Here is a 14,024-nt window from a genome sequence, read left to right as displayed (position 1 = left end):
ATTCATGTGTTCAATCATTTTTCTGAACAACAATTGTACAGCAAATTGATGTGACATTTAATTGCCGAAAAGATCAATTTATAGTGTCTGTACAATCATGTTGTTTGATAAAAAATCCATTTATGATGTCAACATCAAAATAAGCATAAACACAAAAGGATTTAAACGTCATGCACGATGTGATCGAAAATAAAGATGCCACACCAAAAGTGAAAGTTGCCATTATTGGTGCAGGTTTTGGCGGGATTGCCAGTGCCATACGTTTACTCCAATCCGATATTCAAGATTTTGTCATATTAGAAAAAGCCAAAGATGTGGGCGGTACATGGCGTGATAACCAATACCCCGGTGCGGCATGTGATGTGCAATCTCATATGTACTCACTCTCCTATGCACCCAAGACAGATTGGAGCAAACGCTACGCTGAAGCACCTGAAATATTTGAATATATTCAAAGTTTAATCTCAGATTATCAGCTTAAATCTTATATCCAGTTTAATCAGCAGGTCATTACCACGCGTTATATTGAAGATCGTTGTGTATGGCAGATTAAGACTGCATCGGGCGATATGCTTGAAGCACAATTTTTAATTTTTGCATCTGGCCCTTTACACGTCGCACAAACTCCAAAAATAAAAGGCATTGAACACTTTAAAGGTGAAGTATTTCATTCATCGCAGTGGAACCACGATTATGATTTAACGGGGAAAAATGTCGCTTCCATAGGTACTGGCGGTAGTGCCATTCAATATATTCCTGAAATTGCCCCTCAAACCAAACAGCTCTATGTGTTTCAGCGCACGGCGGCATGGGTCATTCCGCGCGATGAACGTCAATACAATGCGCTGGATAAACGTTTATTTGCAAAATACGACTGGTTTAGAAAACTACACCGCGCACGTCTTTACTGGTCAAATGAATCTCGTGTAGTTCCCATTGTGCAACCACAAATGATGAAAGCTGGACAGAAACTGGCTGAGCTTTTTATTAAATATCAAGTCAAAGATAAAACCATTGCGCGAAAGCTCACCCCTGATTACACCATGGGCTGTAAACGCATTTTGGTTTCAAACAAATATTTTCCAAGTTTTAACCGCAGTAATGTTGAGTTGGTGACAGATTCGATTCAAGAGCTGACCGCAGACAGCATTATCACCAACGACGGCGTAGAGCGAAAAATTGATTGCTTGATTTATGGAACAGGTTTTATTACCGACCCCCGCATTTATCTTAAATCTTTTGCGTGTTATGGCGAAAATGGTGTGGAGCTTAAACAGGCATGGAAAGATGGTGCAGAAAGTTATTATGGCGTCAGCACTCAAGGTTTTCCAAATTTATTTCAACTGCTTGGGCCGAATACGGTACTGGGTCATAACTCGGTCATTTTTATGATTGAGTCACAAGTGAATTATATTCTACAAATGTTCCAAGCACTTGAGCGAACTCATGCGGATGCAATTGTGGTGAAAGATAGCGTACAGGCGCATTTTAATGCCGACCTTCAAAAACAATTTGAAGGCACTGTCTGGCAGTCTGGGTGCGTCAGTTGGTATCAACAAGATGGCGGAAAAAACTTTGCACTTTGGCCAAGTTATACCTGGAAATATTGGCTCAAAACACATCAAGTCAATTTGACGGATTATCGTTTTTTAACAAAGACCCAATGAATGTGCATAAAGTTTCGTGATTCAGTTGGCTTTTAGGTTTAAAAATTTGCCATAATGTTGAGGATCTTTTAAATTTTCAACATTATGCAATCTCTTTGGCTCATTTTCCAACTTCTGCTTCCTTTATGCTTAGGCTATCTTGCCTTGGGGCGTTTACCCATTTGGTTTAAACGCTTCGTATTTCAAATTTTACCGTATTTTGCTTATATCTTGTTGGTCGCAATCGCCATTGAATTTACGCAAGTATTGGATCAGATCAGCTCGCCAGCACTTCTTTTAAGCAATGCAATCATTCTGGCTTGTGCAACCTCTGTCGGTGCTTTTTTGTGTTGCTACTTGCTCTATACAGCCATTGGCTATCAGCCCACTCAAGGCAAAGTCTCCTTTGATTTGTTGACCAAATCCTTACTGAATATTAGTTATGCATTCATCGCTCTATTGGCGGGTTATGGCATTGCTTTATTTATAGCGCATTTTGATTTGAATCTGCATATCAGTACATGGAATTTGCTATTGGTATTCATGTTCTTCATTGGACTGGATTTAGCGCGCTCCCCTTTAGACCGCTCATGGCTGAATTGGAATATTTTATTGGTGCCACTTGGTTGTATTATAGGATCTATTTTAGGTGCATGCATCGCAGCACACCTGATCAGCAATATTAGTTTAAAAGACTTGATTATGCTTTCACAAGGTTATGGTTTTTATTCCATGTCAGGCATCGTTGTTACTGAGTTAAGAAATGCAGAACTGGGCAGTGTTGCGCTCATGAATGATTTATTTCGAGAAATTTTCGCGATTCTTTTTATGTATATGATTGGATGGCGTTATCCACGTTCAGCGATTTCTTCTGCGGGTGCAACCGCCATGGATGTAACCTTACCCATGGTCAAACAAGCCTGTGGCAATAATTTTATTCCCCATGCCATGGTCAGTGGTTTAATCTTGTCTTTACTGGCGCCGATATTACTGAGCCTCTTGGCTGCATTGTAATTCACATTAAACATATATAAAAAATCAGCTTATCTAAGCTGATTTTTTGATTGCGCACAGTAAAAAATATAAAACCTTATTCTGCCAATGCTTTTTCGATATCTTCTTCAATGGCTTCAGGTTTGGTGGTCGGTGCATAACGATTTATCACCTTGCCGTCTTTACCAATTAAAAATTTGGTAAAATTCCACTTAATTCCACTGCCCAATACACCTTTAGAATTATTGGTTAAATAGCGAAAAACTACATGTGCTTCAGGACCTTTCACGTTGACCTTGGCAAACATGGGGAAACTGACTCCGTAGTTTTTTTGGCAAAAGCTCCCAATTTGATCATTATCACCTGGATCTTGTCCACCGAATTGATTACATGGAAAGCCCAAAACTTCAAGTCCCTGATTATTGTACTTTTGGTAAAGTTTTTCTAATCCAGCAAATTGAGGTGTGAAGCCACATTTACTGGCTGTGTTCACAATCAACATCACTTTGCCTTGATAGTCGGAAAATTCTTTATTTTTTCCATTTAACAACTCAGCTTCAAACTGATATATGCTGGTCATGGATAGGTTTCCTCATCATTTTTTTCTTGTGTTTTAAGTTCAAGTGATGCCGAGTTAACACAGTAGCGCAATCCAGTTGGTTCTGGTCCATCTTCAAAAACATGCCCTAAATGCGCATCACAATGATGGCAAATAATTTCCGTGCGGGACATCCCATGCGAGCTATCATCTTGTTCTTCTACCACACTCGGATTGATCGGTTTAAAAAAGCTCGGCCAACCGCATCCGCTGTCGAATTTAGTCTCTGAAGAAAATAATGCTTCTCCGCAGCAACGACAAGTATAAACACCGTCTTGTTTACTGTTCCAGTATTGCCCAGTAAATGCGGGTTCAGTGCCTTTTTGACGGGTAATACGATATTCTTCAGGCGATAACTCTCTTTGCCATTCTCTGTCCGTTTTATTAAGTTTACCCATGACTAAGTCCCTTCAAATCGTGCTTTTAAAAATAGGATAATCCTATATTTACGTCATCCATTGTTAAATTTCTAGTGTTTATTTAACAATTTACAAAAGACATATAATGAACCAAATACACAATAAAAAGCAAAAAGTAAGCAAATTGCAGAAAACTGGTGAGCAATATTTAAATTAAATGCTTTTTTGTGAGCAAATTAAATGTTAGGCTAGTACAATTCTTGCTCTGGATTAAAAAATGTCGCAAAAAAAAAGCGTAATTTTTAAAACTCTGTTGCCAATGATCAAGCAATATCAACAGGCAGGGTTTACGCATGAAAAAATTGTTACTTTACTCAGAGATGAACATCAGCTCGATTTGGTGACAACCGAGACATTTAAAAGCTATTTATATCGTTATGCAAAAGTGACCTCCACTCTTTCCGAGAACATTAAAATGCCGAACACCTTCCAAATTCCACGACAAATAAAAAAATCGTCAAAGCTCGAGCATGTATGCTACGACATTCGTGGACCTGTGTTACGCGCCGCCAACGAAATGGAAGAAGCAGGTCATAAAATTATTAAGCTTAATATTGGCAACCCTGCGCCTTTTGGTTTCGAAGCGCCACAAGAAATTATTAACGATGTGGCTTTAAATTTACCCAATGCCATTGGTTATACCGACTCGAAAGGGATTTTCCCTGCGCGTAAAGCCGTGTGTCAGTATTACCAGCAAAAAGGTATTTTTGATATGGACGTCAATGACGTGTATATCGGTAATGGTGTATCTGAACTGATCGTCATGTCTATGCAAGGCTTATTGGACTACGGCGATGAAATGTTGGTCCCTATGCCAGATTACCCGCTTTGGACTGCTGCGGTAAACCTCTCTGGCGGAACCGCGATTCATTACAAATGTGATGAAGAAGATAATTGGTATCCAGATATTCAAGACATAGAAAACAAAATCACCCCAAATACCCGCGGTATTGTGATTATTAATCCGAACAACCCAACGGGTGCGGTGTATCCACGTCATGTCTTAGAAAAAATGGTCGCGCTTGCCAAGAAATATGATCTCATTTTATTTGCAGATGAAATTTACGACAAAATTGTCTATGACGGTATTGAGCATGTTTCGGTTGCTGCTTTAGCAGGCAACCAGTTATGCATTTCGTTTAACGGTTTGTCTAAATCCTACCGTATTGCAGGTTTCCGTTCAGGGTGGATGGCAATTACCGGTGATAAAGCCCGTGCCTCAGATTATATTGAAGGTTTAGACATGCTCGCGTCGATGCGTTTATGTGCCAACCATCAAGCGCAGTATGCCATTCAAACGGCTTTGGGTGGTTATCAGTCCATCAATGACTTGATCCGTCCAGGCGGTCGTTTGTATGAGCAGCGTAATATTGCATGGCAAATGCTGAATGAAATTCCAGGTGTGTCATGTGTTAAGCCTGAAGGTGCAATGTATTGCTTCCCGAAATTGGATCCTGAAATTTATCCAATTGAAGACGATGAACAATTCATGCTTGATTTTTTAAGAGCTGAAAAAGTATTGTTGGTTCAAGGGACAGGATTTAACTGGCCAACACCCGATCATTTCCGTGTGGTGTTCTTACCAGCTGAAAATGAACTACGTGAAGCGATCAACCGTTTAAGCCGTTTCTTGGCGAAAATGCGTTAATTCAACTTTCATCAGGTGATTTAATTAAAAAGCTTAGCGCTTCGGCGCTAGGCTTTTTTTGTGGGCTAGACGCATGTTTGCCCCATTATCATTTGAAATGATCAAATCTTAAATTATATTTTCAAAGCGATCTATTCAAAGACCAAAGAATCGATTAACGTGAACATGGCATAGAAAATGCTTAGCACCATAAGAAATTTTAAAGGATGAATCATGAAAAAAACATTAAGCGCACTGACACTTTCTCTTGGTCTACTTTTACCACTCACAAGCTTTGCAAAAAACAATGTCGTGGTTGTTGCAACAGGCGGAACGATTGCTGGTGCAGGTGCCAGTTCAACCAATAGTGCCACCTATACGGCCGCTAAAGTTCCTGTGGACGCACTTTTAACTGCTGTTCCGCAAATTCAAAACCTCGCCAATGTCAGTGGCGTTCAAGCTATGCAAGTCGCATCTGAAAGCATTACAGATAAAGAACTTTTATCACTAGCTCGCCAAGTCAATGATTTAGTGAAAAAATCTGATGTTAACGGCGTGGTGATTACCCATGGCACAGATACTTTAGAGGAAACCGCTTTCTTTTTAAATTTAGTGGTACATACAGATAAACCGATTGTATTGGTAGGCTCAATGCGTCCGTCTACCGCTTTATCTGCAGATGGTCCTTTGAATTTATACAGTGCGGTTGCGCTGGCGGCAGATGATACAGCTAAGGGTAAAGGCGTCTTTATTTTGATGAATGACAGCATCTTTGCTGCCCGTGATGCGACCAAAACCATTAACCTACACACCCATGCTTTCACTAGCCAATGGGGCGCTTTAGGCACACTGATTGAAGGGAAACCCTATTGGTTTAGACAGTCGGTAAAACGTTTTAACAATCGCTCAGAATTCAATATTGAAAACATCAAAGGCGATGCGTTACCACTCGTGCAAATTGTCTATGGTTCTGGAAATATGGTGCCAGATGCGTATCTTGCCTATGCCAAAGCAGGTGCAAAAGCGATTATTCATGCAGGAACGGGTAATGGTTCAGTGGCGAAGAATATTGTGCCGACATTGACTGAGCTTCAAAGTAATGGCGTGCAAATTATTCGTTCATCACGCGTACCTCAAGGTTTTGTGCTGCGTAATGCAGAACAACCCGATGATAAATATGGTTGGGTGGTTGCACACGACTTTAATCCACAAAAAGCCAAACTTTTAGCAGCATTGGCACTCACTAAAACCAAAGATGCTAAAGAAATTCAGCGTATGTTCTGGGAATACTAAGCGATAAGTTTTGCCCAATCATTCAATAAAAAAGCACCTTAAGGTGCTTTTTTATTTTGCCTGCTTTTATTTTGGCTATAGATTAACTCAATCTTCCAAAAGTTCTCGCGCTTTCTTTAAATCCTTTTTCAAGCCAAAACCACCGACTTTATATAATTCTGCCATTTCTGCTGCTGCATCTTCATGTCCAAACTCAATCGCCTGAATATAATACTCACTTGCAGCCTTATAGTCTTTTTCGACACCCTGACCATCGACATAGATATTGGCTAAATTATAATAGGCATGGGCGTTATCTTGTGCAGCGGATAAGGTAAACAATCGCATGGCTTCCATATCATTCTTCTTTATACCATCCCCTGACTGATACAAGGTTGCTAAGTTATTTTGAGCATGTGCATTCCCTTGAGCCACTGCTAGTTTGTAGTATTTGACAGCCTTATTATAATCTTGAGGAACATGAGAGCCCGATTCGTAATAATTACCCACACTGTATTGGGCACTGTCTACTCCCTTGTCTGCGGCTTTGGTCATCCATAAAACAGCCTGTTTAGGGTCTGCTTTAACCCCATCCTCACCATCTTGTAAAGTCAGCGCCAATTGATATTGTGCTAAGGCATGTCCTTTTTTCGCAGCTTTGGTATACCATTTCACGGCTTCAACGTTATTTTCTTCAGTGCCCTCGCCATAATCCAAAAGATACGCTGTGGAGTATTCAGCTTCAAGGTGACCTTTAGCTACCGCTTTTCTGTACCATGTCAGTGCCTTTTCAAAATTTTCATCGACACCATCAGCATTGTAATAAGCTTCGCCTAAATCATACTGGGCCTCAGCGTCTCCACTTTGGGCTTTTTTAAGCAGTATTTGACTATAGGCACCGCCCTGTTCCATATCTGCATACGCTGGAGCAGTAAGTCCAGAAGCAAGTATTAGGCTTAAAAGTATATTTCTTACTCTCATGTTTCTAGATTTTAAGCTGTTTAATTTTATCGTTTTCAAAGGATCAAACTCTCGATGGTTTTTGGATTTTATTTTTTTGAAGCTTAGATTTAATTGTAAAGATTTTCAATGGCTTCATTTTATGAACAGATAATTGATCTTTTTGCTTTTGTTCATTCCCTCGGACTAAGAGCATGTTAAAATATGCCTAGACTTAGCGAAGGATTCATTTATGCAGTTTGTTCATCTTGGTATTCATACAGAATTTTCGATTACAGAATCGATTGTACGTATACCTGATTTAATTAAATCTGCATTGAAAGAAGATATGCCTGCTTTGGCGATGACGGATCTGTCGAATTTACACGCTGCGGTTAAGTTTTACAGCAAATGTTTAGACCAAGGCATTAAGCCGATTTTAGGCAGCAACATTCGTTTAAATGATGAATCGCATCGTGTCTCACTGCTTGCCATGAACAATGCTGGCTGGCGCAGTCTGACTGAAATTGTGTCACGTGGCTTTATTGAAGGTCAGCAGCTCAGTATTCCTTGTGTCAAAAAAGAATGGGTGCTTGAACAAGGTTCAGACCTGATTGTCATGCTCGGCATGAAAAGTGATGTCGGTGAGATGCTTTGTTCTGGACATCCGCAAAAAGCAGAACCCCTACTTGAAGAATGGGTCGAAAAATTTGGTAATCGGGTCTATTTGGCGCTCACACGTACCAATCGACCTCAAGAAGAAGACTTCATTGTAGAAGCCGTTAAACTCGCAGCTAAATATCAAATTGGTGTTGTGGCGCATAATGATGTGCACTTTGTGCATCCTGAAGACTATGAAGCGCATGAAGCACGCGTCTGCATCGCAGATGGTTATGTGTTGGGTGACAACCGTCGTCCACGTACTTACAGCACAGAGCAATATTTTAAAACCGCTGAGCAAATGGTGGAATTGTTTAAAGACATTCCAAGCGCTGTTGGAAACACTGTACAAATTGCCAAGCGCTGTAATGTCAGTTTAGAACTGGGTAAATACTTCCTTCCAGATTATCCCATTCCTGAAGGACACACCATTAACAGTTTCTTCGCACATTTGTCCGAAGAAGGTTTAGAAGAGCGTCTGGCGCATTTATATCCTGTTGAAAAACGTGATGAAAATTGGTCAGAAATTCGTCAGCCCTACGATGAACGTTTGGCTTATGAAATTGGCATTATCAACAACATGGGTTTTCCGGGCTACTTCCTGATTGTCATGGATTTTATTCAATGGTCTAAAGGTAATGGTGTTCCAGTAGGTCCTGGACGAGGTTCTGGTGCAGGGTCATTGGTTGCGTACAGTTTAAAAATTACTGACCTTGATCCACTTCGTTACGAACTTCTTTTTGAACGTTTCTTAAACCCAGAACGCGTTTCAATGCCCGATTTCGATGTCGATTTCTGTATCGCAGGTCGCGATAAAGTGATTGACTATGTGGCGCGTCATTATGGACGTGATGCAGTTTCACAAATTGCAACTTTCGGGACCATGGCGGCCAAAGGTGCAATTCGAGATGTGGCACGCGTCTTGGGTAAATCGTATGGTTTAGCTGACCGTATTTCAAAAATGATCCCCACCAAGCCTTTGGGTTTAAGCTTGGAAGAGTCAATTGAGGCTGAACCTCAGCTCAAAGATATTGTCACCAATCCATCCAACCCAGACAATGATGATGCCGCTGAAATTTGGGAAATGGCGCTTAAACTTGAAGGCATTACCCGAAACACAGGTAAACATGCCGGCGGCGTGGTCATTGCACCAACCAAAATCACCGATTTTTCTGCAGTCATGTGTGAAGCAGATGGTACGGGTCGTGTGGCGCAGTTCGATAAAGACGATGTTGAATCTGCAGGCTTGGTCAAGTTCGACTTCTTGGGTCTACGTAACTTAACCGTGATTGAAGATGCTGTTCAGCATATTAATCAGCGAATGCAGTTCGACACACCGCTTAAAATTGAAAATATTCCACTAGAAGACAAAGCTGCATACTCGATATTTGCAGACGCGAATACCACAGCGGTGTTCCAGTTTGAATCCGCTGGTATGAAGAAAATGCTCAAGGAAGCGCGTCCAAGTAAATTTGAAGAAATTATTGCCTTTGTATCGTTGTATCGTCCGGGCCCGATGGATCTGATCCCTGACTTTATTCATCGTATGCATGGCGGTGAATTTGAGTATTTGCATCCCTTACTTGAAGGCGTGTTAGAGCCGACTTATGGCATTATGGTCTATCAAGAACAGGTAATGCAGGCTGCGCAGTACTGTGCAGGTTATAGTTTGGGTGGTGCGGACTTACTTCGCCGTGCAATGGGCAAGAAAAAGCCTGAAGAAATGGTCAAACAGCGCCAAATCTTTATAGAAGGTGCTGCCGAAAAAGACATTGATGAGCAAACCGCGAACCATATTTTCGATTACATGGAAAAGTTCGCAGGCTATGGTTTTAACAAATCTCATGCCGCAGCCTATGCCCTTGTCGCCTATCAAACTGCATGGCTAAAAGCGCACTATCCTTCTGAATTTATGTCGGCGGTTTTAACGTCGGAAATGCAGAACACTGACAGTATCGTGTTCTTGATCGATGACTGTCGTAACAACGGTTTAGAGGTACTGCCACCTTCAGTCAATATGTCGCTTTATAAGTTCCATGCGACCGATGCCAATACCATTGTCTATGGTTTGGGTGCGATCAAAGGGGTGGGTGAAGCAGCCATGCAATCGGTGATTGATTCGCGCAACCAACTCGGCCCATTTAAAGATATTTTTGATTTCTGTCATCGCATCGATTTAAAGAAAATCAACAAACGTACTTTGGAAGCTCTGATTCGTTCAGGTGCATTAGACTGTCTAGGTGTAGAGCGCGCGACCATTATGTCGCAGCTTCCAGAAGCGGTTCAAGCGGCAGATCAAGCACGCAGTAACCGTGAATCTGGCATCATGGATTTGTTTGGTGAAGTTGAAGAAGTTCAGCGTAAACCTGCCAAACCCGTTAAACCTTGGGCAGATGAAGTTCGCCTCAAAGGTGAGAAAGACACGCTCGGGCTGTATTTAACAGGTCACCCGATTGATGTTTATCGTACCGAGCTTAAATCTTTTGTGGCCAATAAGATCAATGAACTGACTCCGACTCGTCGTGGCGTGACCACAGTATTTGCAGGTTTGGTGGTGGATATTGCCAACTTCCCAAATCGCATGATGATCACATTGGATGATGGTACGGCACGGATTGAAATTTCAGCCAATCATGAACGCTTCCAGCGTTTCAAAGACATTATTGTCAATGAAAAAGTGGTGGTGATTGAAGGCGAGGTTTATGAACGTGAAGGTTTTGACCGTCCAATGGGACGTCTCACCAAAGCGTTTACCTTGAATGAAATCCGCCAAAAGCGCGCCAACTGCATCCAAGTTAAATTAAGCCCTGAACATTTTTCAGCAACGCTGAATCAAGATCTGCAAAAATTAATTCAGCCATTTTGCAATGTCGATATGTCTAATCACATTCCTTTGCATATTTTGCTGGATTTTCCTTATGCCACCGCAGAATTACATTTAGGCACCTCCTGGAATGTAGCGCCCCAAGATGATTTGCTTGCAAAACTGCGTGATTATTTTGGTAAAGATGCACTGTATATCGAATATCAAGTCAAATCTAAAGCGGCAAAGAGTAAGGCAGCTGAATCCTTTAGACCTTCAAAAATCGCTCCACCTCCCCGTGATATGAGCATGGATGAAGCGATGGATCAGTATCAAACCGAAGTCAGCCAATACTCTTAATTTTGGAAGTTTTATGAATATTTTAGACAATGCTGCTATATCGCAGCATTTAGCCCATGTACGTATTGTCATGGTCAACACCACTTTGCCTGCCAATATTGGCAGTGCCTTACGTGCCATGAAAACTATGGGTCTGGTCAAACTGGTTTTGGTGTCGCCAAAAACCTATCCACATCCTGACATTGATGCATTAGCGGCGGGTGCTACCGATTTAATCGATCAAATCCAAATCGTGGAAACGCTTGAAGATGCGATTCAAGATTGTCATTTGGTGTTTGGTACCAGTGCGCGTAGCCGTACTATTCCATGGCCATTACTGGATGCTCGTCCTGCTGCGCAAAAATCAATGCATGCGGTGATTAAAAATCAACACGAAATTGCGATTGTCTTTGGTCGTGAAGACCGTGGGCTGACCAATGAAGAATTGGCATTGGCGAATTATCATGTCACCATTCCCGTTAACACCGAATACGGCGTTTTAAATGTCGCGCAAGCCATTCAAATCATGTGTTATGAAATGCGCATGGCGACCGTCGACTTGATGGACCAAACAGTTGATACTGATGCAACCATGAAAGTCACCGATAGCGATAATATGCATTGGGATGAACCATTGGTGAATCATGCTCAGATGGAACAATTTTATCCGCATATGGAAAAAATGTTGGCCGATATTGAGTTTTTAGATCTTGAGAACCCTCGTTTATTGCCTTTACGCTTGCGTCGTCTGTTTGGACGTATACAATTAGACCGTATGGAATATCATTTACTCCGAGGTATTTTCACCCGCGTACAAGCCCTCAACAATGGCACATGGAAAAAGTCGAAATCTAAAGAGAATCAAACCGATGCTTAAACAGCTTAAAGAAGACATTAGTGCAGTGTTCGCACGCGATCCTGCTGCACGTAACACATTTGAAGTTTTAACGACCTACCCTGGCATACATGCTTTAATGATGCATCGTATGGCGCATCAGCTTTGGGTCAAAAATTGTAAAACTTCAGCACGCATGTTGTCTTCTTTGAGTCGCTTTGCCACTGGCATTGAAATTCATCCGGGTGCGAAAATTGGTCGTCGTTTCTTTATTGATCATGGCATGGGTGTGGTGATTGGTGAAACCGCGGAAATTGGCGATGACGTCACCTTGTATCATGGTGTGACCTTAGGTGGCACCACATGGAATAAAGGCAAGCGTCATCCTACACTTGAAGATGGTGTGGTGGTGGGTGCGGGTGCGAAAATTTTAGGCCCATTTACCGTGCATAAAAATGCCAAAGTCGGCTCAAATGCAGTTGTAACCAAAGAAGTGCCTGAAGGCGTAACCGCAGTGGGCAACCCAGCGCGCTTTATTTTAAAAGATAAAAAAGTTGAAAATGAACAAGAAAGTCGTCGTCGTAACTATGCTCAAAGCATTGGGTTTGAACCCTATGCGACCACGCAAGATCAATCTGACCCGATGCTTGAAGGCATGCGAGTTCTGTTAGATCGCATTCAACAAAATGAAAAACGCATGAATAATTTATGTCAGCGTCTTTCGCTTTTAGACCCCACATTTAAAAACCCGCAAAACACCGAACAGCCCTTTAGTGCCGAGGAATTAAAAATTATTGAAGAAGTTCGACGTGAGTGCGAAGCGCAAACGACACAATCTAAAGCTTAATGTATAAGTTTGAATAACGTAGCGCATTTCAAGTTGCATGTTCCGCTTTCTTTTTTTAGACTGAAGGACATGCTTTTTTATATATTTAAACAACAAAATATTGGAAACACTTATGACGATTAAACCATTGCTATGTGCAATTCTTGCTTCCTCTTTACTGACTGCGTGCGCATCTACAGGTATTCCAAAAAATAAAGTGAACAATGATCCGATCGTCTATTCTGAGCCTGACTTAACAGCGCCATTTTACGCACTCAACCCATTTGACTATAATCTCCCCCCTGTATTTGAGTTAGAGTTAAAAAAGGCAGCGGCTCAACCTGTACAAAAGCTTGAAGTGACCGATCCCAAAGATCCAAATAAAAAACTGATTTTAGACACCAATAAACTAATTGTACCAACGGTGAACAACTCACAACGTGCTATGAAATATGCTGTGCTTGCAGGTCAAAATGAAATTGATATCACCAATATCGATGATTTCTTACAAATGGTTGAAGGTAAAGCACGTCACTACCCGCCGCGTTTCACCGATCGCCAAGAACGTAAAGGCTTTGAAAGCAAACTCAAAGAAGTGTCTGCGGAACTCGATGCACTTGCGAGCAATGAGAATGTTTCTTTTGATATTTTAGTCCGTGCATTTAAAGCCAGCGTCTTGGGTCGTAATCTGGATTTAGGTTCAATCTACACCACAAAATCATTGAAATACGCACAGCAAATTTTAAAAATCAACCAAGAAGATGCAGAAGCAAACTTCTGGTTTGGTTTCTCATTGTCTGAAGGTGGCGGTCAAAAAGAAGCAACGCCTTACATCGACAAAGCCCTTAAAGCAGGTGTACAAGAAGCGTATTTAGTTTCAGCAAATAACTTTATTGCTTTGTCTCAAAAGAAAAATGCAGTCCAAACTTTGAAAAACTACAAGGTGAAATACCCTGAAGAAGCAGAAGTTGCAGATCGTTTGATTGCCGAAATTGAGAAACAAGGTCGCTATAACGTATGGCAAGTAATAAACAGCCCTTCGCAATCATAAAATAAGTGTGTTCAAC

At 41.4% G+C, this 14,024-nt stretch carries 11 protein-coding genes; 8 read left to right on the top strand and 3 right to left on the bottom strand.

The genetic code is table 11. The features are described 5' to 3' along the window. Positions 1–170: 170 nt before the first annotated feature. Together AMD27_RS06480 and AMD27_RS06475 are read left to right on the top strand one after the other, a co-directional pair. Complete coding sequence (locus AMD27_RS06480) at positions 171–1,667, top strand: flavin-containing monooxygenase (RefSeq protein WP_067657934.1); 1,497 nt, start codon at positions 171–173, stop codon at positions 1,665–1,667. 84 nt (positions 1,668–1,751) lie between these two features. Continuing rightward, positions 1,752–2,660 (top strand): lysine exporter LysO family protein, encoded by a 909-nt coding sequence (locus AMD27_RS06475; RefSeq protein WP_067657925.1) that lies wholly within the window; start codon positions 1,752–1,754, stop codon positions 2,658–2,660. A 76-nt stretch (positions 2,661–2,736) separates the two neighbouring features. Here the strand turns inward: AMD27_RS06475 and AMD27_RS06470 are convergent, their stop codons facing one another. Then, positions 2,737–3,219, bottom strand: coding sequence for a glutathione peroxidase (locus AMD27_RS06470; RefSeq protein WP_067657922.1), 483 nt, complete (start codon positions 3,217–3,219; stop codon positions 2,737–2,739). After that, positions 3,216–3,635 carry a peptide-methionine (R)-S-oxide reductase MsrB gene (msrB, locus tag AMD27_RS06465; protein WP_067657919.1) on the bottom strand — a complete coding sequence of 140 codons (420 nt, stop codon included), beginning with the start codon at positions 3,633–3,635 and terminating at the stop codon, positions 3,216–3,218. Before msrB ends, AMD27_RS06470 begins: the two co-directional genes overlap by 4 nt. A gap of 238 nt (positions 3,636–3,873) precedes the next feature. Between msrB and AMD27_RS06460 the strand changes: the two genes are divergently transcribed. Together AMD27_RS06460 and AMD27_RS06455 are read left to right on the top strand one after the other, a co-directional pair. Continuing rightward, the gene (locus AMD27_RS06460) at positions 3,874–5,304 is read left to right on the top strand and encodes a pyridoxal phosphate-dependent aminotransferase (RefSeq protein WP_067657916.1); all 1,431 of its coding nucleotides are present in this window, start codon (positions 3,874–3,876) and stop codon (positions 5,302–5,304) included. A gap of 213 nt (positions 5,305–5,517) precedes the next feature. After that, positions 5,518–6,576 carry an asparaginase gene (locus AMD27_RS06455; protein WP_067657915.1) on the top strand — a complete coding sequence of 353 codons (1,059 nt, stop codon included), beginning with the start codon at positions 5,518–5,520 and terminating at the stop codon, positions 6,574–6,576. An 87-nt stretch (positions 6,577–6,663) separates the two neighbouring features. Here AMD27_RS06455 and AMD27_RS06450 read toward each other — a convergent pair whose 3' ends face one another. Then, positions 6,664–7,536, bottom strand: coding sequence for an SEL1-like repeat protein (locus AMD27_RS06450; RefSeq protein ID WP_081405938.1), 873 nt, complete (start codon positions 7,534–7,536; stop codon positions 6,664–6,666). Positions 7,537–7,747: 211 nt separating this feature from the next. On the opposite strand from AMD27_RS06450, the gene dnaE reads away from it, so the two are divergent. The 4 genes from dnaE (at position 7,748) to AMD27_RS06430 (ending at position 14,008) form a co-directional block, all read left to right on the top strand. Further along, a complete protein-coding gene (gene dnaE, locus AMD27_RS06445; RefSeq protein ID WP_067657913.1) occupies positions 7,748–11,317 on the top strand; it encodes a DNA polymerase III subunit alpha in 3,570 nt (1,189 codons plus the stop codon). 13 nt (positions 11,318–11,330) lie between these two features. After that, positions 11,331–12,173 (top strand): RNA methyltransferase, encoded by an 843-nt coding sequence (locus AMD27_RS06440; RefSeq protein WP_067657905.1) that lies wholly within the window; start codon positions 11,331–11,333, stop codon positions 12,171–12,173. Beyond that, positions 12,166–12,978: a serine O-acetyltransferase gene (gene cysE / locus AMD27_RS06435; protein ID WP_067657900.1), complete on the top strand. Its 813-nt coding sequence runs from the start codon at positions 12,166–12,168 to the stop codon at positions 12,976–12,978. Before AMD27_RS06440 ends, cysE begins: the two co-directional genes overlap by 8 nt. Positions 12,979–13,090: 112 nt before the next feature. Further along, the gene (locus AMD27_RS06430; RefSeq protein ID WP_067657898.1) at positions 13,091–14,008 is read left to right on the top strand and encodes an ABUW_2363 family tetratricopeptide repeat lipoprotein; all 918 of its coding nucleotides are present in this window, start codon (positions 13,091–13,093) and stop codon (positions 14,006–14,008) included. The last annotated feature ends 16 nt before the right edge of the window (positions 14,009–14,024 follow it).

This window comes from Acinetobacter sp. TGL-Y2, assembly GCF_001612555.1.
Taxonomy (GTDB): Bacteria; Pseudomonadota; Gammaproteobacteria; order Pseudomonadales; family Moraxellaceae; genus Acinetobacter.
Note: the sequence above shows the minus strand (reverse complement) of the source record. Positions and strands in the feature narration are given on the sequence as shown.

Excerpts from the sequence above, each read along its gene's own strand:
- AMD27_RS06470 (WP_067657922.1), bottom strand. The coding sequence starts at position 3,219 with ATGACCAGCATATATCAGTTTGAAGCTGAGTTGTTAAATGGAAAAAAT.
- AMD27_RS06480 (WP_067657934.1), top strand. The coding sequence starts at position 171 with ATGCACGATGTGATCGAAAATAAAGATGCCACACCAAAAGTGAAAGTT.
- AMD27_RS06440 (WP_067657905.1), top strand. The coding sequence starts at position 11,331 with ATGAATATTTTAGACAATGCTGCTATATCGCAGCATTTAGCCCATGTA.
- AMD27_RS06455 (WP_067657915.1), top strand. The coding sequence starts at position 5,518 with ATGAAAAAAACATTAAGCGCACTGACACTTTCTCTTGGTCTACTTTTA.
- AMD27_RS06450 (WP_081405938.1), bottom strand. The coding sequence starts at position 7,536 with ATGAGAGTAAGAAATATACTTTTAAGCCTAATACTTGCTTCTGGACTT.
- AMD27_RS06460 (WP_067657916.1), top strand. The coding sequence starts at position 3,874 with ATGTCGCAAAAAAAAAGCGTAATTTTTAAAACTCTGTTGCCAATGATC.
- dnaE (WP_067657913.1), top strand. The coding sequence starts at position 7,748 with ATGCAGTTTGTTCATCTTGGTATTCATACAGAATTTTCGATTACAGAA.
- AMD27_RS06475 (WP_067657925.1), top strand. The coding sequence starts at position 1,752 with ATGCAATCTCTTTGGCTCATTTTCCAACTTCTGCTTCCTTTATGCTTA.
- cysE (WP_067657900.1), top strand. The coding sequence starts at position 12,166 with ATGCTTAAACAGCTTAAAGAAGACATTAGTGCAGTGTTCGCACGCGAT.
- msrB (WP_067657919.1), bottom strand. The coding sequence starts at position 3,635 with ATGGGTAAACTTAATAAAACGGACAGAGAATGGCAAAGAGAGTTATCG.
- AMD27_RS06430 (WP_067657898.1), top strand. The coding sequence starts at position 13,091 with ATGACGATTAAACCATTGCTATGTGCAATTCTTGCTTCCTCTTTACTG.